The sequence below is a fragment of the Vicinamibacterales bacterium genome, from assembly GCA_036504215.1.
Taxonomy (GTDB): Bacteria; Acidobacteriota; Vicinamibacteria; order Vicinamibacterales; family Fen-181; genus FEN-299.
Window position 1 is genome coordinate 1 of the sequence record DASXVO010000081.1, and the last position, 17,779, is coordinate 17,779.

The 17,779-nt window shown below is 68.6% G+C and carries 20 protein-coding genes and 1 tRNA gene; 17 read left to right on the top strand and 4 right to left on the bottom strand.

Translation table 11 applies throughout. The features are described 5' to 3' along the window. Positions 1–343 precede the first annotated feature (343 nt). From VGK32_21325 to VGK32_21385, 13 genes are all read left to right on the top strand, one after another. Positions 344–1,174: a PhzF family phenazine biosynthesis protein gene (locus VGK32_21325; GenBank protein ID HEY3384309.1), complete on the top strand. Its 831-nt coding sequence runs from the start codon at positions 344–346 to the stop codon at positions 1,172–1,174. Between the two features lie 138 nt (positions 1,175–1,312). Further along, complete coding sequence (citC, locus tag VGK32_21330) at positions 1,313–2,338, top strand: [citrate (pro-3S)-lyase] ligase (GenBank protein HEY3384310.1); 1,026 nt, start codon at positions 1,313–1,315, stop codon at positions 2,336–2,338. Positions 2,339–2,413: 75 nt separating this feature from the next. Then, a complete protein-coding gene (citD, locus tag VGK32_21335; GenBank protein ID HEY3384311.1) occupies positions 2,414–2,677 on the top strand; it encodes a citrate lyase acyl carrier protein in 264 nt (87 codons plus the stop codon). 1 nt (position 2,678) lies between these two features. Next, positions 2,679–3,149, top strand: a complete 471-nt coding sequence (locus VGK32_21340) for a PPC domain-containing DNA-binding protein (protein ID HEY3384312.1) — start codon at positions 2,679–2,681, stop codon at positions 3,147–3,149. A gap of 1 nt (position 3,150) precedes the next feature. After that, entirely contained in the window at positions 3,151–4,074 is a 924-nt protein-coding gene (locus VGK32_21345; protein ID HEY3384313.1) for an aldolase/citrate lyase family protein, read from the top strand. Continuing rightward, positions 4,061–5,599, top strand: a complete 1,539-nt coding sequence (citF, locus tag VGK32_21350; protein ID HEY3384314.1) for a citrate lyase subunit alpha — start codon at positions 4,061–4,063, stop codon at positions 5,597–5,599. The genes VGK32_21345 and citF overlap by 14 nt, the downstream gene beginning before the upstream one ends. 41 nt (positions 5,600–5,640) lie before the next feature. Continuing rightward, positions 5,641–6,141 carry a citrate lyase holo-[acyl-carrier protein] synthase gene (locus VGK32_21355; protein ID HEY3384315.1) on the top strand — a complete coding sequence of 167 codons (501 nt, stop codon included), beginning with the start codon at positions 5,641–5,643 and terminating at the stop codon, positions 6,139–6,141. Next, positions 6,138–7,001: a triphosphoribosyl-dephospho-CoA synthase gene (locus VGK32_21360; protein ID HEY3384316.1), complete on the top strand. Its 864-nt coding sequence runs from the start codon at positions 6,138–6,140 to the stop codon at positions 6,999–7,001. The genes VGK32_21355 and VGK32_21360 overlap by 4 nt, the downstream gene beginning before the upstream one ends. Before the next feature lie 150 nt (positions 7,002–7,151). Beyond that, complete coding sequence (locus VGK32_21365; GenBank protein ID HEY3384317.1) at positions 7,152–8,771, top strand: N-acetylmuramoyl-L-alanine amidase; 1,620 nt, start codon at positions 7,152–7,154, stop codon at positions 8,769–8,771. After that, positions 8,768–9,451, top strand: coding sequence for a GerMN domain-containing protein (locus tag VGK32_21370; protein ID HEY3384318.1), 684 nt, complete (start codon positions 8,768–8,770; stop codon positions 9,449–9,451). The genes VGK32_21365 and VGK32_21370 overlap by 4 nt, the downstream gene beginning before the upstream one ends. Before the next feature lie 10 nt (positions 9,452–9,461). Beyond that, complete coding sequence (gene rph / locus VGK32_21375) at positions 9,462–10,190, top strand: ribonuclease PH (GenBank protein ID HEY3384319.1); 729 nt, start codon at positions 9,462–9,464, stop codon at positions 10,188–10,190. Then, positions 10,187–10,789, top strand: coding sequence for an RdgB/HAM1 family non-canonical purine NTP pyrophosphatase (gene rdgB, locus VGK32_21380; GenBank protein HEY3384320.1), 603 nt, complete (start codon positions 10,187–10,189; stop codon positions 10,787–10,789). Before rph ends, rdgB begins: the two co-directional genes overlap by 4 nt. Positions 10,790–10,821: 32 nt before the next feature. Continuing rightward, positions 10,822–11,229, top strand: a complete 408-nt coding sequence (locus VGK32_21385) for a S4 domain-containing protein (GenBank protein ID HEY3384321.1) — start codon at positions 10,822–10,824, stop codon at positions 11,227–11,229. A 179-nt stretch (positions 11,230–11,408) separates the two neighbouring features. Here VGK32_21385 and VGK32_21390 read toward each other — a convergent pair whose 3' ends face one another. Next, complete coding sequence (locus VGK32_21390) at positions 11,409–11,615, bottom strand: cold shock domain-containing protein (protein ID HEY3384322.1); 207 nt, start codon at positions 11,613–11,615, stop codon at positions 11,409–11,411. A 165-nt stretch (positions 11,616–11,780) separates the two neighbouring features. After that, a complete protein-coding gene (locus VGK32_21395; protein ID HEY3384323.1) occupies positions 11,781–13,088 on the bottom strand; it encodes a metallophosphoesterase in 1,308 nt (435 codons plus the stop codon). A 260-nt stretch (positions 13,089–13,348) separates the two neighbouring features. Here VGK32_21395 and VGK32_21400 point away from each other — a divergent pair. Further along, a tRNA-Pro gene (locus VGK32_21400) sits at positions 13,349–13,425 on the top strand. 95 nt (positions 13,426–13,520) lie between these two features. Here VGK32_21400 and VGK32_21405 read toward each other — a convergent pair. Continuing rightward, positions 13,521–13,943 (bottom strand): DUF3788 family protein, encoded by a 423-nt coding sequence (locus tag VGK32_21405; protein ID HEY3384324.1) that lies wholly within the window; start codon positions 13,941–13,943, stop codon positions 13,521–13,523. Continuing rightward, positions 13,925–14,128: a hypothetical protein gene (locus VGK32_21410; protein ID HEY3384325.1), complete on the bottom strand. Its 204-nt coding sequence runs from the start codon at positions 14,126–14,128 to the stop codon at positions 13,925–13,927. The genes VGK32_21405 and VGK32_21410 overlap by 19 nt, the downstream gene beginning before the upstream one ends. Positions 14,129–14,365: 237 nt before the next feature. Here VGK32_21410 and VGK32_21415 point away from each other — a divergent pair, with 237 nt between their 5' ends. The 3 genes from VGK32_21415 (at position 14,366) to VGK32_21425 (ending at position 17,770) form a co-directional block, all read left to right on the top strand. Further along, positions 14,366–14,839, top strand: coding sequence for an SRPBCC family protein (locus VGK32_21415; GenBank protein HEY3384326.1), 474 nt, complete (start codon positions 14,366–14,368; stop codon positions 14,837–14,839). Continuing rightward, positions 14,820–15,173, top strand: a complete 354-nt coding sequence (locus VGK32_21420; GenBank protein HEY3384327.1) for a metalloregulator ArsR/SmtB family transcription factor — start codon at positions 14,820–14,822, stop codon at positions 15,171–15,173. The genes VGK32_21415 and VGK32_21420 overlap by 20 nt, the downstream gene beginning before the upstream one ends. Before the next feature lie 317 nt (positions 15,174–15,490). After that, positions 15,491–17,770: a 6-phosphofructokinase gene (locus tag VGK32_21425; GenBank protein ID HEY3384328.1), complete on the top strand. Its 2,280-nt coding sequence runs from the start codon at positions 15,491–15,493 to the stop codon at positions 17,768–17,770. The last annotated feature ends 9 nt before the right edge of the window (positions 17,771–17,779 follow it).

Consider the following 17,779-nt stretch of genomic DNA (forward strand, 5'->3'; position numbering starts at 1 on the left):
CTTCCGAACCGGAGCCCAGTGCGACGGACCGGGCCGCGGCGGCCGATCCCCGGATCTCGCGCCGCGCCGCGCTGTCCGGGCGAAGCCTCCCGGCGGCGGCCTTCCGTCCGATGACAGGCCGCGGGGGGAGAGGACGGGTCCGCGCCCCCATACCCCCACGGCCAGATCACCACGCCGCCACCGTCCGGCTCGATGCCCTGACGCAGGTGGGCGGTCTACGCCGCGCTTGGCGAGACCCGTGGCTCGGCCCCGCTCACCGCGCCCTGAGCCGCGTCGATGGGCGCCCCGCCGCGCCGGCCGTGCGGTTCACGGCGGGCCGCCGGTGGCCTGCTATGATCTCGCCATGCCCACGCGCTTGTATCAAGTCGACGCGTTCACCGATCGGCCGTTCGCCGGCAATCCCGCAGCCGTGTGCCTGCTCGACCGGCCTGCCGACGCCGTCTGGATGCAGAGCGTCGCGCGCGAGATGAACCTGTCGGAGACCGCCTTCGTCGTCCCGGGCATCGATGCCGCCCCGCCGAACTGCCCGCTCTTCGGCCTCCGATGGTTCACGGCTGCCGGCGTCGAAGTCGACATCTGCGGCCATGCGACGCTCGCCACCGCACACGTGCTGTGGGAATCCGGGCTGCTGGCTCATGGCGAACGCGCGTGTTTCGACACGCGGAGCGGGCGGTTGACGGCGGCGCGCGATGCGGCCTGGATCACGCTCGACTTCCCCGCGATGCCGGTCGTGCCCGGTCCTATTCCGGGCACCATCCTGACTGCGCTGCGCGTCGATCCGCTCTTCACCGGCACGTGCGGTCCGCGCTGCCTGGTGGAAGTCGCGAACGAGTCCATCGTCCGCGGCCTCGCGCCTGATTTCACCCTGATGCGCAGCGCGCCGGGCCGCGCCGTCATCGTCACCAGCCGCGCCGACGCCGGCCGCGCGTACGACATCGTCTCGCGGTACTTCGCGCCGTGGGTGGGTGTGGACGAGGATCCGGTGACCGGCGTCGCGCACTGCGCGCTCGGTCCCTTCTGGGCCGCGCGCCTGGGCAGGCAGACGGTCACGGCGTATCAAGCATCGGCTCGCGGCGGCCATCTCCGCCTCGCGCTGACCGATGGGCTGCCCCCGCGGGTGCAGATCAGCGGCCAGGCGGTCACCGTGCTGGTCGGCACACTGCGCGGCGCCTGACATTCAACCCGGGGATCGCAGAGACCGCCGAGCACGACGCCACTGAGGCACGGAGGCCCGCCCCCAATTTGCTATACTTCTCACTGCGCCGCCGGTTACGACCCCGCACGCCGTCGCCAGGATCACCAGCGAGCCAGCATGGTTGCCGTTGCCGTTCCGCTCCTCACCGCTGGAGAACGCGCCGAGTCTCGACGTCTCGTCGAGTCGCATGACCTGACGTTCGAAGACGGCTGCGACGAGGTCGTGGGCGTCTACGACGCCGGGCGCCTGGTGGCCACGGGTGCGCGAGGCGGCTACGTGCTGAAGATGTTCGCGATCGAAGCGTCATACCAGGGCGGCGACGTCCTCGGGGAACTGGCGACCTCGCTCATCGCCGGCGGCCGCCGCGCGGGCCACGACACGCTGTTCGTGTTCACGCGGCCTGAGCACGCGGCCAGCTTCGCGTCGTGTCACTTTCGCCTGCTGGCCACGAGCGGCGCGGTCACGCTGCTCGAGTACGGACCGGGCCTCGAGGAATACTTGCGGACCCGTCGTCACCTTCGACGCGAGGGGCGGAACGGCGCGGTCGTGGTCAACGGCAACCCGTTCACTCGCGGGCACCTGCACCTGGTCGAAACCGCAGCGCGCCTGGTCAGCACGCTCTACCTCTTCGTCGTCCGCGAGGATCGGTCGGTCTTCCCGTTCGACGTCCGCCTCGGCCTCGCACAGGACGCGACGCGCCACCTGTCGAACGTCGTGGTGCTGGACACGTCGCGGTACGCCGTCAGCGCCGGCACCTTCCCGTCGTATTTCCTTCGGAAGAACGACGACAAGGCGCGGCTGCAGATGCGGCTCGACGTCCGGCTGTTCGGCGAGCGCCTCGCGCCGGCGTTCGGCATCACCGAACGGTTCGTTGGCCACGAGCCCTACTGCGAGACGACCGCGGAGTACAACCGTGCGATGGCCGAGGTACTCCCACAGTGCGGGATCGGGCTGACCGAGATCCCTCGGCTCGAAGCAGACGGCCGACCGATCAGCGCGACCACGGTGCGCGCGGCCCTGGCGGCCGGCAACCTCGCGGCTGTGACGGGGCTCGTGCCGCCCGCGACGATGGTGTTTCTCGAATCGGAGGCTGGCCGGGGAATCGCGAGTCGGCTCCAGTCGGAGTCGATGGCGGCCCCGTGATCCCCGGCTCCCGTGTTCTCGATCCTCAGTGCTCGATTTCGAATTCTGACTCCTGGCTCCTGACTCTTTCTTGATATGAACATCACCACCAAAGCCAGCGCGGGGACGATGCAGTCCAGCGATCTGATGGTCCACGTCGAACCGGCGGACGGACTCGAGATCGAGATCGAGTCCACCGTCAAGAAACAGTTCGAACACCTGATTCGTGCGCGGATCGAGGCGACGCTCCAGCGAAACTCGGTGACACGGGCCCGGGTGAAGGTGACCGATCGCGGCGCGCTCGATTACGCCATCGAGGCACGGGTGGAGGCGGCCCTGCGCCGGGCCGCGGAGGTATAGTGTGGACAAGCTTTCGTATCGCGAGGTCCGACAGGGCCGACGCTTCATGATCCGGGTGCTGCCCGGAACACGACTGGTCGACGAACTCCTGCAGTTCGCTCGCCTGGTCGAACTCCGACATGCGGCCATCGTCTCGGCCGTCGGATCGGTGCGCGACGTCGAGTTCAGCGACATCCAGGCAGGCGCCCGCCTGCCAATCACCGAACCGCGCATGCCCGTGCACCGCGTGGAAGGCCCGCTCGATCTGCTCGGCCTCGAGGGCAACCTCGTGCCGAACGAAACGGGCAGGGTGGATGCCCACCTGCACATCTTCGCGGCCAAGTCCTCGGGCGAGGCCATCGGCGGTCACCTGCGCGACGCGGAGGTCTTCGCCACCTGCGAGGTCATCCTGAGCGAGTACATCGTCGAGGGCGTCGAGCGCCAGCACTCGACTCGCGGCGGCGTGGACACGCTCTTCTTCGAGGACAAGTAGCATGGACAGGCGACAACGGCTCCGACGCTCGCTGCTCTACGTCCCCGGCAACATGCCGGGCATGCTGCAGAACATCCCGGTCTTCAACTCCGACGGCGTGCTGATCGATCTCGAGGACGCGGTACCGCTCAGCGAGAAGGACGCGGCGCGGCTGCTCGCCCGCCACTTCCTCCAGACGTTCCCCGACCGGAGCAAGGAGATCTTCGTCCGCATCAACGGCCTCGACACGAAGTACGCGCTGGACGACCTGCGCGCGGTGCTGCCGGCCAAGCCCGATGGGATCCGCCTGCCGAAGGCCGACGATCCGGAAGTGGTCGAGCGCCTCGACACGCTGTTGACCGAGTACGAGGAGAAACTCGGCCTCGAAATCGGCTACTTCTCGATCATGCCGTCGATCGAGAGCGCGGTTGGCGTCCTCAACTGCGTGAAGACGGCACATGCCTCGAAGCGCATGGTCGCCCTGGCGTTCGGTGCCGAGGACTACACCGCATCGCTCGAAATCCAGCGAACGCGAGGCGGCGAGGAACTGCTCGGCGCGCGCATGCAGATCGTGTGGGCCGCGAAAGCCGCCGGCCTCCAGGCGATCGACAGCGTCTTCGCCGACGCCAACGACGTGGACGGCCTGCGCGCGGACACCGAGCTGGTGAAGCGCCTCGGCTTCACGGGGAAGTCACTCGTGAACCCGCGGCAGATCGACGTCGTCCACGAGGTGTTCCGGCCGAAGCCCGACGAGGTCGAGCACGCCCTCGACGTGATGGAAGCCATCAAGAAGGCCCGCGAAATGGGAACCGGCGTCATTTCGCTGCGCGGCAAGATGGTGGACGCCCCGGTGGTCAAGCGCGCGGCGCGCACCATCCGGACGGCGGTGGCCTTCGGCATGATCGACTACGAGTTGTCCGACGAGGTGATTTATGGCCAGGAATAGCCTGGGACGGGACATTCCCGACACCTGGCACGGCAAGCGGTACGACCCCTACAAGGACCCGTTCTCCCGGATGCCGACGATGGACCGCGCGACCAGGCCGCTGGTCCGCCGGAATCCGGGCGAGAGCAAGGTTCTCCCGTCGCTCCGGGACGCCATCGAGAAGTCCGGCCTCCGCGATGGGATGACGATCGCCACGCACCATCACCTGCGCAACGGCGACGTGCTGCTCAACCTCGTCGTGAAGGAACTCGACGCGATGGGGTTCAAGGACATCTGCATCGCCTCGAGTTCGGTGCACCCGGTGCACGCGGAGATGATCCCGTCGATCCGGAAGGGCGTGGTGACGCGCTGCGAGACCGGCGTCAACGGCCTCATCGGCGAGCTGGCCACCAGGGGCGAGATCGATTTCCCCATCGTGGTCCGGTCGCACGGCGGGCGTGCGCGCATGCTCGTCACCGACGAGGTACCGGTGGACGTCGCGTTCATCGCCGCGCCATGCTGCGATGAGACCGGCAACCTGAACGGCGTGAGCGGGCCGTCGGCGTGCGGGAGCCTCGGCTACGCCTTCACGGACGCACGCTACGCGCGCAAGGTCGTGGCCGTCACCGACAACCTGGTGCCCTACCCGGCGTCTCCGGTCAGCATCTCGCAGAGCGACGTGGACTACGTCGTCGTGCTCGATTCGCTCGGCGATTCGAAGAAGATCGTCTCCACCACGACGCGCGTCACGCGCGACCCGGCCGGCTTGCTGATCGCACACTACGCGGCCGAGGTGGTCGAGGCGTCCGGCCTGCTGAAGGACGGCTTCTCGTTCCAGACCGGCGCTGGCGGCACGTCGCTGGCGGTGGCGGACGCGATCAAGCGGAAGATGCTGGCCCAGAAGATTCGCGGCAGCTTCGGGTGCGGCGGCATCACCGGGTACTTCGTGGACATGCTGGAGGAGGGCTACTTCCGGACCCTCTTCGACGTCCAGTGCTTCGACCTGCGGGCGGTGGAGTCGATCGGCAAGAACCTCATGCACCGGGAGATCAGCGCCGACCTCTACGCCAACCCGTTCAACCGCGGGTCGGTGGTCAACATGCTCGACTGCGTGATCCTCGGCGCGACCGAAGTGGACGTGAACTTCAACGTGAACGTCAACACGGAGTCGAACGGTCTGCTGCTCCACAACACCGGCGGGCACTCGGACACGGCCGCCGGGGCCAAGCTCGCCGTCGTCGTCGCGCCGTCGATCCGCGGGCGCCTGCCAATCGTCCGCGACGAGGTCACGACGATCACGACCCCGGGCGAGACGATCGACGTGGTGGTGACCGAGCGCGGCATCGCCGTGTCGGACAAGCACGTCCACCTGAAGAAGGAACTGCTCCGTCGGCGCCTGCCGCTCAAGGACATCCGCCAGCTGCAGGCCGAGATCAACACGCTGACCGGCAAGCCGCGACCGCTCGAGTTCGAGGACAAGATCGTCGCCCTCATCGAGTATCGCGACGGCTCCATCATCGACGTCGTCAGGCAGGTGAAGGCATAGCGGGCATGTCGGCTCCGTGTCGGACGACAGGCGCACGGACCATGGCACTCGACCTCCCGGCGCTTCGGCGACAGTTGCTCGACGCGCGGGAGGTGCGCGACGCGCGGATCCGTCGCCACTTCGGCACGGGGTCGACGCTCGTCTTCCTCGGCACCAACATCCCCGGCCCGGACAAACATCTGGTCGAACTCGACCGCCTGATGACGGTCTGGCTCGACGGCGTCGTGGCGGAGTTCGCCGACGCCATCGTGGTCGACCGGGGTGACGATGCACTCGGCCCCTGGGAACTCATCGGAACCCGCATGGAGCCAGAGGTTGCCAAGCGCCGCGCGGTCGCGCTCGAAGAGGCCCTGCGGGCCGGACGCCTCCTCGATCTCGACGTCTACGCGCCAGACGGCAGCCAGGTGGATCGGCGACGAATCGGACTCCCGCCCAGGTGTTGTCTCGTGTGCGACGAACCGGCCGGCGAGTGCATCAGGGCCGGCAGGCATACGACCGCCGAACTCCACGCCGCCGTCTGCACCCTGCTCGTGACCCCATGACGCGTTTCTCCGATCGCCTGGCGCTCGCACTCGTCGACGGCGCTCGCGCCGAGCTCGAACTCACGCCCAAACCAGGCCTCGTCGATCGCCTCGACAACGGCTCGCACCCCGACCTGTCGTTCGAGGCCATGGGCCGGTCCATCGCGTTGCTCCCGCTCTACTTCGACGCACTCCTCGACATCGCTCGCCGTGCGCCCGCACTGGACCTGGCCGCCTGCGTCCAGGCGGGCGTGGATGCCGAAGCGCGAATGGCCGCCACGATCGGCAGCAACGCGCATCGCGGCTACATCTTTCTGGGCGGGCTCGTCCTGCTCGGTGCCACAGAGTTCGAGCGTCGCGGACAGTTGGCCACCGTCGCTGCACTGCGCGCGGCCATTCGCGGCGTCGCATCGCGCGTGCTTGGCTCTCCGGTCCCTCGACCCAGCGCTGGTCCCACGTCCAACGGCGCTGCGGTTCGGCAGCGACACGCACTTGGCGGCATCCACCGGGAGGCGCTCGAGGGACTACCGTCGGTGTTCGATGTTGGCCTGCCCGTCTGCGCGGATCGACTGAAAACGGCGCACCCCTCGCCACGGGCCGCGGCAACCGGCGCTGCGACCCAAGCGCGGCACTACCTCATGGCCGTGCTCATGCAGTCGGTCGAGGACACGACGGCGGTCCATCGCTGCGGTCCGGCCGGCCTGGCCCGACTGCGGACGGATGGCGCCAGGCTGCAGCACATCATCGAACAGCAGGCCGACTATCAGCCGTATCTGCGAGCCCTCAACGACGAGTACCGGGCCATGAGGCTCACGATGGGCGGCGTCGCCGACTGCCTGGCGATCTGCCTGGCGCTCCACGAGGTCGAGTTGGCGCGCTGAGCACGGGCGGGACGCCCGTGCCACTCGGTCTCGCCGAGCGGGACAGGCGTCTGCCGAGTGGGACAGGCGTCTCGCCGAGTGGGACAGCCGTCTGCCGAGTGGGACAGGCGTCTCGCCTGTCCGGGCGAGGCGCGCTATGATGAGTACGCTTTGGCCTCACCCCAATCCCGTCTGCTCATCGCGTGCGTCGTCGTGCTCCTGGCCGTTGCGTCAATCGCAGCCCGCCAGGCGACGCCTATCCGCGCGGCGCTTCCCTTGACGGTGATCTCCCAGGAGGGACGTCGGCCGCTGGCCGCTGTGCTGGTCGGCGACCAGGTGATGGTGGCGCTCGACGACCTGGCGGCCTTGTTTCAACTGGCGATTCGTGACGACACGCTTGGTGGCGCGGTCACCGTCGGCTACAAGGGCAAGGCGGTCATCCTCACGCCCGGGCAGGCGCTGGCGTCGGCCGGCGGCCGGCTCGTGTCGCTGCCCGCCCCGGTCACCCGGGACGGACGCCGCTGGCTCGTGCCAGTCGAGTTCATCAGCCGCGCACTCGGCCCGATCTTCGACGCGCGGCTCGACGTCCGCAAGAACTCGCGGTTGGTGCTCGTCGGCGACGTGCGTGTGCCGCGGATCAGCGTGCGCGAGGACGTCCTCGGGCCGCAGACGCGCGTGACTTTCGAGATGACGCCTCGCACGCCTCACACGATCACCCAGGAGGCGGGTCATCTGCTGGTGCGGTTCGATTCCGACGCGCTCGACGTGTCACTCCCGGCCACGGGGCCGCAAGGACTCGTGCAGGCCGTTCGCATCGCGGACCCGAACACGACCATCGCGATCGACGTCGGCCCGCGCTTCGGCGCCTACCGTGCGTCGCTGACGCCACAGGAAGGCAACGCCAGCCAACTCATCGTCGACATCATGCCGGCCGGATCGGAGCCGGTTTCGCAGCCTCCCGGGCGCCCGCCCGCGCCCGCGCCGACAGTGCCGTCCTCCGGGCCGGATCAGCAGGCTGCTCCCGCGGCGTCCCCCGTGTCGGGCGGCCTCCGGACGGTCGTGCTCGACCCTGGCCATGGAGGGGATGAGACCGGCGCCAAGGGTGCGGGCGGCGTCCTCGAAAAGGACGTCGCGCTCGGCGTGGCGCGCCGCCTGAAAGCGGCGCTCGAAGGGCGCCTGGGCGTGCGCGTCCTGCTGACGCGCGACGGCGACCAGGCTGTGCCGCTCGACGACCGCGCGGCGCTCGCCAACAACAACAAGGCCGACCTCTTCCTCAGCATCCACGCGAACGCGTCGGTGCGAAAGGAAGTCAGCGGCGCGCAGATCTACTACCTGGCAGCGGACCAATCCGGCGAGGACGCACGGACATCGGCGGCCACGCATCAAGCCTTGCCGACGCTCGGCGGCGGCACTCGCGAGATCGAGATGATCCTCTGGGAGATGGCGCAACTGCGGCACCTGACCGAGTCGGCCTTGCTCGCAGGCGCGGTCGAGGAGCAGTGCCGTGGCCGCGTCCGTCTCAACGTGCGGCCGGTGCAGCAGGCGCCCTTCCGCGTGCTCGCCGGCGCCAACATGCCGGCGGTGCTCGTCGAGGTCGGTTTCGTCACCAACCCGGACGAAGAGCAACAACTCGGATCGGACGCGTATCAGAACACCCTCGCGCAGGCGCTGTTCGACGGCGTCGTCCGCTTCCGCGATCGGGCCGATCGGGCTCAGGCGCCGCCAGTGCCGCCGCTGCCGATCCCGGCACCAGCGTCGGTCGTCAAGGACCCGAGTCGGGATCACCGATGACCAGGCGACGCCTCGTGGTCTGGATCGTCGTCGTCATCTGCGGCCTCGCGGCCATCGGCGCCGCCTTCATCCTCCTGCCGCGCTGGTATGCCGAATCGAACGAGCCGGCCGTCCGGTCGGAACCGTCCGCCCCGCCGGCAGCCAGACGAATCAAGGCCCGGTTGCTGTACATCGCACCCGACGGCCTCCGGCTCCTCGCGATCGAACGCGACGTCCTCTTCGGCGAGGGCACGCTCGAGCAGGCGCGTCGCATTGTCGAGGCGCAGCTCGAGGCCGCTCCTTCCCCGCTGGCGTCTCCGGTCCCGGCGGGCACGAAGCTGCGCGCTCTATATCTCGGCCCGAGCGGCGAGGCGTACGTGGACTTGAGCCGCGACGTGTCGAGCGCCCACTCGGGCGGCGCCCTCGACGAGATCCTCACGGTCTACGCGCTCGTCGACGCGCTCACCATGAATCTCCCCGCGGTCACCGCCGTGCAGATCCTGGTGGACGGCCGCGAGGTGGACACGCTCGCCGGCCACGTGGATCTGCGCCGGCCGCTGCTCAAGAACACGACCTGGATCGAGGAACTCCAGACGGCCCCCGCCCCGCCTGCGGGCGCGTTGCCTCCGGCGGGCACCCTCGACACGCCACCACCGGCCGGGCCGCCCGGGGGACCAGCCACGAAATCACCGATCGAATGAGACCGTTGCCATGACCCGATCAGACAGTCGTCCCGTCAACGTGCTGCGCACCACCCGCCTGACGCCGCACTATGTGAAGCATCCCGAGGGATCGGTCCTCATCGAGGCCGGAGACACCCGCGTGATCTGTACGGCCAGTGTCGAGGACCGCGTGCCGCCGTTCCGCCGCAACAGCGGCAAGGGCTGGGTGACGGCCGAATACGGGATGTTGCCCCGCGCCACGACGACGAGGAACCAGCGCGAGGCGTCGGCCGGAAAGGTGGGCGGCCGGACGCAGGAGATCCAGCGATTGATCGGCCGGTCCTTGCGCGCCGTCACGCGGCTCGAGGAGCTTGGTGAGCGCACGATATGGATCGACTGCGACGTCATCCAGGCCGATGGCGGGACGCGCACCGCGTCCATCACCGGCGGCTTCGTGGCGCTCGCGCTCGCGCTGCAGAAACTGCGCGACCAGGGCACCATCGCCACCATGCCCGTCCGGGACTACGTCGCCGCCACCAGCGTCGGCATCGTCGACGGCGAGCCGCTGCTCGACCTCGCGTACGAGGAGGACTCGCGCGCCGAGGTGGACATGAACATCGTCCAGACCGGCGACGGACGATTCATCGAGGTGCAGGGCACCGCCGAGGCCGCGCCCTTCGGCCGCGACGCCCTCGTGGCCATGCTCGATCTCGCCGCGGAGGGGATCCGGCAATTGAACGCGCTGCAGCGCGACATCATCGGTGTCCTCCCGCGATGAGCAGCGTGCTGCTCCTCGCGACGACGAACGCGGGCAAGTTGCGCGAGATTCGTGACGTGCTCGCCGGACTCGACGTCGACGTGCGTGCGCTCGGCGACTACCCGGCCGTCGCCGAACCCGAGGAGACGGGCCGCACGTTCGCCGAGAACGCGCGGCAGAAGGCGCTCTACTACGCGGCCGCCACGGGCGCGCGGGTGGTTGCCGAGGATTCGGGCCTGGAGATCGACGCGCTCGATGGCGCGCCCGGGATCTACTCGGCGCGTTTTGGCGGCGCGGAGGCGCCGACGTATCCCGAGAAGTTCGCGATGATCGACCGGATGCTGCGCGGGCGCGGGCAGCCTGAGAGCCCGGCGCGGTTCGTCTGCTCGCTCGCACTGGCCGAGGCCGGCCGCATCCTGTTCGAGGCGCGCGGCACCGTGGAAGGGCGGATCACCGAACCGCCGCGCGGCAGTGGGGGGTTCGGGTACGACCCGATCTTCTTCTACCCGCCGCTCGGCTGCACGCTCGCTGAACTCGCGCAGGAGCAGAAGTCCGCCGTGAGCCACCGCGGCTCCGCGTTCCGGCAGTTGCGCGAGTTCCTCCTGGCTCACGGGTCCTGACTCCTGGCTCCTGATTACTGGCTCCTGAGGATATGTCCCCCGAACCACCGACCGCCAGCGATGTTCGCCTGGACGTGTGGCTGGATGTTGCCTGCCTCTTCAAGACGCGGGCGGAGGCGCAGAAGGCGTGTACCGGCGGGAAGGTCGATGTGAACGGCGTGGCCGGCAAGCCGCATCGGCTGCTCCACGTGGGCGATGAGATCCGGATCAATCGCCCGCTCGGCCGAAAGCAAGTGGTCGTCGTGCGGACGCTGGCGGATCGACACGTGCCGAAGGCCGAGGCCCGCGAACTCTACGAGGATCGCACGCCGCCGCCGACGCCGGAAGAACTGGAGCAGCGCGAACTCGAGCGCGTGTTCCGACGCACGTTCGGCACGCGTCCGGCGCACGCGCCGGACAAGCGCGAACGGCGGGCGTTGCGAAAGCTGAAGGGCCATTGAGCCCGCAGCGGCATGGACGCCCGGCGCAGAGGTTCGCCGGACACGCGTTCGGCTTGAATCTGGAACTGCTCGTCTCTCGCGGCAGCGTGTCTGTCGAGGAGGTGTGCGGAGGATGCGAGGTGGGAGGGTGGAGGGACCAGGGGCGACTGCCAGCCACCCGGTCCTCTCGTCTAGTGCACTTACGCGGGCTTGACGTTCTCGCCGCGCGGCCCCTTCGGACCCTGCCCCTTGTCGAACGTCACCGACTGCCCTTCGTGCATCGAGTCGAAGGGAATGCCGGAGCACGCCGACTGGTGGAAGAAGTACTCGTTGCCGTCGCTGCCCAGGATGAACCCAAAGCCCTTGTCGCGCACGAGTCTCTTGATCGTGCCTGCCATCGAAGCCATCTCGCGTCTCCTTCGTGTGGCGAATCCCACACCGTGTAGAGATCAGCATACACGGATATGGGAATTCGTGCAGTGAAGATCGTGACGGCGGGCGTTTCTCGCGCAAGGCGCCGGCGGGGGGGCCGGGCGCGTGGCGGCCGCGTGTCCCCGTGAAGAAGTCGGGTGTCAGCGCGAAAAACCCAATGATTTCGGCCCGCGATGAGCGCCAGCGGGCGCGCGGCCGGTGGCCCAGCTCATCACGGGAACGTTCACGAGGGGCGGGCGCGCCAGCGCCGGCGGATCGACCGCCTGCGGGGCGCCGTCGCCGTAGAACGCCGTGAAGCGCCCGTCCCGAATCTCCAGCGCCGACGCACGGCCCTTGGAATCCTGCGTGAGCATCCCGGTGTCAATCGCGAAGACGTGGCTGGCGAAGCGGGGTGTGATCGTCGCGTTGGGCGTGATGGTGTGGCCCACCACCACGTAGCGCGCCGCGAGCCTCGCGAGCATCGCATTCAGGCCGGCGGTCAGCTTCTCCTCGGGATCCTGGGCCAGGCCGCGGTACCACAGCGGACCGTTCGACGAGGCCGCCAGCCACTGCCGGTACCCGAGCAACGCTTCCATGTCCCGAACGACGGCCGGATCGGCGGGCCGGGCCTGGGCCTGCTTCCGCTTCAGTTCGTCGCCGACGTGCTTGACCGCCTCGACCAGCGTCATGTGGCGCCAGACCACCTTCTTGCGTGCGAGCGCCTTCCAGATTCGGTCGAAGTCCTGCAGTTCCACGCCGACACGCGCATCGAGTTCCGCCACGCTTCGGAATTCGAGCGCGGGATTCAGGCCGCCGTGCACGAACAACCCGCCGCCGATCTGGACGATGGCGTGATGGCCGCGGATCCATCGCCCATACTTGCCGTCGGGGCCGAACGCGTCCCGATACTCGAAGAAGCCCAGGGGGTGTTCGTCCATCCACTTCTTGCGGGTTGTCCCGTCGGCGTCCGGCGCAACGGCGTGGCCGTGAGCGGCATGCGCGGCAAGGAACCTGGTGTAATCGCGGTAGGCTTTCTCGCGCACCTTGTGGGACTGCGCCGTCGCGAACGTGCGGAAGATCTCCGGGGTGACGTATCGCAGGTCGCCCATCACCATCATGGCTTCGTGGTTGCCGAGCAACGGGACGAGCCTCCCGCCGGCCTTTGCGGCCTGCCGCTCGAGGTCCATCACGAGGTCGAGGCATTCGCGCGAGCGCGGGCCACGGTCCAGGAGGTCACCGGTCTGGACCAGTGTGGCCGGGCCGCCCACCCAGTGGCGGTTGCCATCGACCAGGGCCGTGCGTTGCAGGAGCGTCACCAGTTCGGCGAACGCCCCGTGCACGTCGGCGATGGCCACGACGCGCGCCGGCGCCGGGGCCTGCGCGGCGACAGTGACGGCGACCGCGGCGACAAGCGCGACGGCCACGGCAACGACCAGCGCGGCACGCGAGATCCTCGAGGTCGAATGCATCTGTCCTCCATCAGTCTGGGAGGCTGCCCCTCACGCCCCCGGGTGAGACCGTCTGCCGGCACGCGCGATCTCGCAGGCTGGCGCTGCTCACGAGCGGCGCGGCCACGACGCGGCGCGGTCACGACGCGGCGCGGTCACGACGCGGAGAAGTCTACCGCGAAGTATCGACCCGCGCAGGGAGATGGAGTCCGCGCGGCTCTGCACTTCGCAGTTCTCGTCCGGGATATCGGTCGAGTATGATGAGAGCATGGTGTTCGTGTCGGGGCGTAGCGCAGCCTGGTAGCGCGCCTGCCTTGGGCGCAGGAGGTCCCGGGTCCGAATCCCGGCGCCCCGACCAATAACCACCGCACACCTGGCTGATGAGGTCGATCAGAGCGCCCGGCGGCCTCTGCGGGCGTGCGATTGTCGCCGGGCACAACGTCGACGGCGCCCTTACTTCAAGCCGCTCTTGTACGTCACGAGCACGGAGACGGGCTCGAGTGCCTTCCTGGTTCTCACCTCAACGGCGAGTGGCTTCAACTTGCCAATCGGCTGGTGCGCCCGGTACCGGTCTTTCAGGTCCGACGGAATCGGCAGTGCCTCGATGTCTTTGTCGCTCTTTGCGGTGAAGTAGAAGGCCGTCTTGAAGAACCTGTCCCAGACCGAGACCCAGCACACGGTCTTCTTCTTGTGGGACACCTTGCAGAGCCACGCCTTGCCGTCGCTGTAGTACCGCCATTGGAGGGCGCCGTCCCCGAACTCCGCCGCGATGCCGGCGGCAAACGCGTCCCAGGCGGGCTTGGCCTTGCCGAGGCACTTCGCCAGCACGTCATCGTCCGGGTACTGGTTCTTGTCGTTCAGCAGCGGTCGTTCCATGTCGTCTCAGCCTCCAATGCCGCGATGCCAACGAGGACTACGGGCTGCTGGTCCGGAGACCCGGCACCGCGCGACAGCCGCCCGCCCAGAGCCTCAACGTAGCCCCACAGCGTCGAGATGAGCAAGTCGCTGCGGCGTTCGAGCCGGGACAGGGCGTCCTGGCCCACGCCGAGCACCTGCGCCATCCGATTCGTGGAATTCCGCGTCCCACGCCGTCGCGCTTGCCGGACACAGTATGGTTCCTGCTGCACATGGTGTCATGCCCATAATCGCCTGGACGCGGCCAGGATACGGCCTGAGGCGCCTGACGTGCGCAACGGCCCCGGTTGCCGTCTGGACGCCGAAATGGCCACCTGGTCACAGGCAACCATGAGGTTGCATATTCATGATCGGCCTGCTAATATGCAACCTGGAGGTTGCACATGGACGGCGATGTCGTCGGTACGGATCGGATCGAGAAGCGCATCGTGCTGCGCGCCCCGCGTTCCCGCGTCTGGCGCGCCCTGTCGAATGCCGCGGAGTTCGGCTCGTGGTTCGGCGTCGACTTCGGCGGCCTGTCCTTCGCTCCCGGTGCGTCGGTGCGGGGACGGATCACCTATCCCGGCTACGAGCACCTGACGCTGGAGGTCTGGATCGAGGAGATGGAGCCCGAACGGGTGTTCTCCTTTCGCTGGCATCCCCACGCCGTCGATCCGGGCGTGGACTACTCCAAGGAGCCGACGACCCTCGTGACGTTCGAGTTGCAGGAGGTGGCGCACGGGACCCAGCTCACCGTCGTCGAGTCTGGATTCGATGCGATCCCGATTCACCGCCGTGCCCAGACCCTGCGCATGAACGAGAATGGCTGGACCGAGCAGGTCAGGAACATCGACGCGTATGTCACGCACCGGGAATAGCAGCGGCCGAGGGCGCGCGGATACCGACGCTTCCGCGGACGTGTTCGCCGCGCTCGGCGATCGGACGCGCCTCCGCGTGGTGACGCGGTTGTGCCGGGACGGGCCGATGTCGCTCGTCCGGCTCACCGCCGGCTCGGAGGTGACGCGCCAGGCCGTCAGGAAACACCTGCAGGTCCTGGCCCGTGCCGGCCTCGTGCGCGGGTCCCGCCACGGCCGCGAGAGCGTCTGGGAACTCGATCCGCGGAGGCTCGAGATCGCGCGACGCTACCTGGACCTCGTGTCCAGGCGCTGGGACAGCACGCTCGACCGCCTGAGGGCCGCGGTGGAGCATTGAGGCGGAGGATGCGCGGCGCTCGGTGCCAAGAGGCAAACCAGCAACCTGTGTTGCCTCGTCGTTGACAGTTCACGTGTCGACGCTCGATTCCATTTCCAACCGTCGGGCCGGAAAGATCGCCAGGACGACCGGGTCGAAGGGTAGAATCTCCCCATCCATGAAGATGGCCACTTCGCGTGCCTCGGACTGATTGGCGCACCGTGGCTGACGGCCGATGGCCCGACGTGCCTGGCGGGGGTCATCCAGGGCGCGGCAGGGTCGGATCGCATGGGGCGACTGTGGCGGGAGTCCGGAACCACCCAACGAGGAGCGCAGGCGTGGACATCAGACGTGTCGGTGTCTTGACGAGCGGCGGAGACGCCTCGGGCATGAATGCGGCCGTGCGGGCCGTTGTCCGGACCGCGCTGGATCGAGGCGTCGAGATCTACGGGATCTACGAGGGCTTCTCGGGCCTGATCGAGGGCGGCGATCGCATCCGTCCAATGGGATGGAACTCCGTCGGGGGCATCATTCACCGCGGCGGGACGATCATCGGCACCGCCCGGTCGGATCCGTTTGCGACGCGCGAAGGACAGTTGGCCGCGGCGCAGAATCTGCTGGCGGCGGGCATCGACAACCTCATCGTGATCGGCGGCGACGGCAGCCTGACCGGCGCCGATGAGTTCAGGCGCGAGTGGACCAGCCTGCAGGAGGAACTGATCGCCAAGGGCCGCGTCGACCCCGAAGTGGTGAGGCGTCACCCGCGCCTCACCGTGATCGGAATGGTCGGCTCGATCGACAACGACGCCTTCGGCACGGACATGACCATCGGTGCCGACACGGCACTCCATCGAATCACCGAGGCCATCGACGCGATCAGCAGCACCGCGTCCAGCCACCGGCGGACGTTCGTCGTCGAGGTGATGGGGCGGCACTGTGGGTACCTGGCGCTGATGGGCGGCATCGCCACCGGGGCGGACTGGGTGTTCATCCCCGAGCAGCCGCCCGAGTCGGACGACTGGGAGGCGGAGATGGTCGCCGCGCTCAAGGCTGGCCGCGAGGCCGGTCGGCGCGACGCGATGGTCATCGTCGCCGAAGGCGCCACCGACCGGAAGGGACAGCCGATCACCAGCGAGCGACTGCGACACGTGCTCGAAGTTGAACTCGCCGAATCGGTCCGTGTGACCGTCCTCGGACACGTGCAGCGCGGCGGCGCCCCGAGCGCGTTCGATCGCAATCTCGGCACCATCATGGGCCACGCCGCGGTGGAGACGTTGGTCGCGGGCGAGGCCGACGAGGCATCGCAGGTCATCGGCACGCGCGGCAACCGGGTGGTCCGGACTCCAATCACCGAGTGCGTCTCGAAATCGCGGGAGATCAACAGGCTGCTCGAGGCGCGAGAGTATGCGCGCGCGCTCGAATTGCGCGGACACAGCTTCAACATGTCGGTCCGCACGCTCCAGACGCTGCTGCGAGCGCTCCCCCACCCTCCGAAACCTGGACAGCGCCGGCTCCGGCTCGCCATCCTGAATGTCGGCGCCCCGGCTCCCGGCATGAACACCGCGGTGCGGGCCGCGGTTCGCATCGCGATCGACCAGGGCCACATCGTGTTCGGGGTTCGGCGCGGCTTCCAGGGCCTCATCGACGACGACATGCAGGAGATGGCGTGGATGAGCGTGAACGGATGGGCGCCCCAGGGCGGATCCGAACTGGGCACCAATCGCGTCGTCCCCAACGGCCGCGATTTCTACGCCATCGCCAGGACGATCGAGAAGCGCGAGATCGAAGGGCTGATGATCGTGGGCGGGTGGGAGGGCTACCAGGGCGCGTACCGCCTCTTCGAGGAGCGCCCGAATTTCCCGGCATTCGAGCTGCCGGTCATCTGCCTGCCGGCGACGATCGACAACAACCTGCCCGGCACCGAACTGAGCATCGGCGCCGACACGGCGCTCAACAGCATCGTGACGGTCGTGGACAAGATCAAGCAGTCGGCCGTCGCCGAGCGGCGGTGCTACATCGTGGAGGTGATGGGCCGGCGGTGCGGCTACCTCGCCCTGATGAGCGGGCTGGCCACCGGGGCGGAGCGCGTCTACCTGCACGAGGAGGGCGTCACGCTGAAGTCGATGAAGGAAGACCTGGACATACTGGTTCAGGGCTTCCGCGAAGGCAAGCGGCTCGGCCTCATCATCCGCAACGAGGACGCCAACCCGACCTACGACACGATCTTCATGTCCGCCCTGTTCGAGGAGGAGAGCGGCGGCGCGTTCGCCGTCCGCGAGAGCATCCTCGGCCACCTGCAGCAGGGTGGCGACCCCTCACCGTTCGACCGGATCCAGGCGACCAAGCTCGCGCGCCGTTCCGTCGGTTTCCTGATCGAACAGGCCGAGGAGGAACATCCGTCCAGCGCGTTCATCGGCACGGTCGGGGGGAAGGTCCAGTTCCATCCGCTCGAGGATTTGCCACGGATGATGGACGAACCGAACCGACGTCCGAAGACCCAGTGGTGGCTGGGTCTTCGGGCGATCAACGACGCGCTGGCCCGGTCGGGGCCGGCCACGCCAGCGGCCGGGCCCGAGGGCCTGGACGACGGTCTCAGCGACTCCGAGGCCGAGGAGTAGCGGTGCCCG

Coding starts and splice junctions, on each gene's coding strand:
- VGK32_21325 (HEY3384309.1), top strand. CDS start 344: ATGCCCACGCGCTTGTATCAAGTCGACGCGTTCACCGATCGGCCGTTC.
- citC (HEY3384310.1), top strand. CDS start 1,313: ATGGTTGCCGTTGCCGTTCCGCTCCTCACCGCTGGAGAACGCGCCGAG.
- citD (HEY3384311.1), top strand. CDS start 2,414: ATGAACATCACCACCAAAGCCAGCGCGGGGACGATGCAGTCCAGCGAT.
- VGK32_21345 (HEY3384313.1), top strand. CDS start 3,151: ATGGACAGGCGACAACGGCTCCGACGCTCGCTGCTCTACGTCCCCGGC.
- citF (HEY3384314.1), top strand. CDS start 4,061: ATGGCCAGGAATAGCCTGGGACGGGACATTCCCGACACCTGGCACGGC.
- VGK32_21355 (HEY3384315.1), top strand. CDS start 5,641: ATGGCACTCGACCTCCCGGCGCTTCGGCGACAGTTGCTCGACGCGCGG.
- VGK32_21360 (HEY3384316.1), top strand. CDS start 6,138: ATGACGCGTTTCTCCGATCGCCTGGCGCTCGCACTCGTCGACGGCGCT.
- VGK32_21370 (HEY3384318.1), top strand. CDS start 8,768: ATGACCAGGCGACGCCTCGTGGTCTGGATCGTCGTCGTCATCTGCGGC.
- rph (HEY3384319.1), top strand. CDS start 9,462: ATGACCCGATCAGACAGTCGTCCCGTCAACGTGCTGCGCACCACCCGC.
- rdgB (HEY3384320.1), top strand. CDS start 10,187: ATGAGCAGCGTGCTGCTCCTCGCGACGACGAACGCGGGCAAGTTGCGC.
- VGK32_21385 (HEY3384321.1), top strand. CDS start 10,822: ATGTCCCCCGAACCACCGACCGCCAGCGATGTTCGCCTGGACGTGTGG.
- VGK32_21390 (HEY3384322.1), bottom strand. CDS start 11,615: ATGGCTTCGATGGCAGGCACGATCAAGAGACTCGTGCGCGACAAGGGC.
- VGK32_21395 (HEY3384323.1), bottom strand. CDS start 13,088: ATGCATTCGACCTCGAGGATCTCGCGTGCCGCGCTGGTCGTTGCCGTG.
- VGK32_21405 (HEY3384324.1), bottom strand. CDS start 13,943: ATGGAACGACCGCTGCTGAACGACAAGAACCAGTACCCGGACGATGAC.
- VGK32_21410 (HEY3384325.1), bottom strand. CDS start 14,128: ATGGCGCAGGTGCTCGGCGTGGGCCAGGACGCCCTGTCCCGGCTCGAA.
- VGK32_21415 (HEY3384326.1), top strand. CDS start 14,366: ATGGACGGCGATGTCGTCGGTACGGATCGGATCGAGAAGCGCATCGTG.
- VGK32_21420 (HEY3384327.1), top strand. CDS start 14,820: ATGTCACGCACCGGGAATAGCAGCGGCCGAGGGCGCGCGGATACCGAC.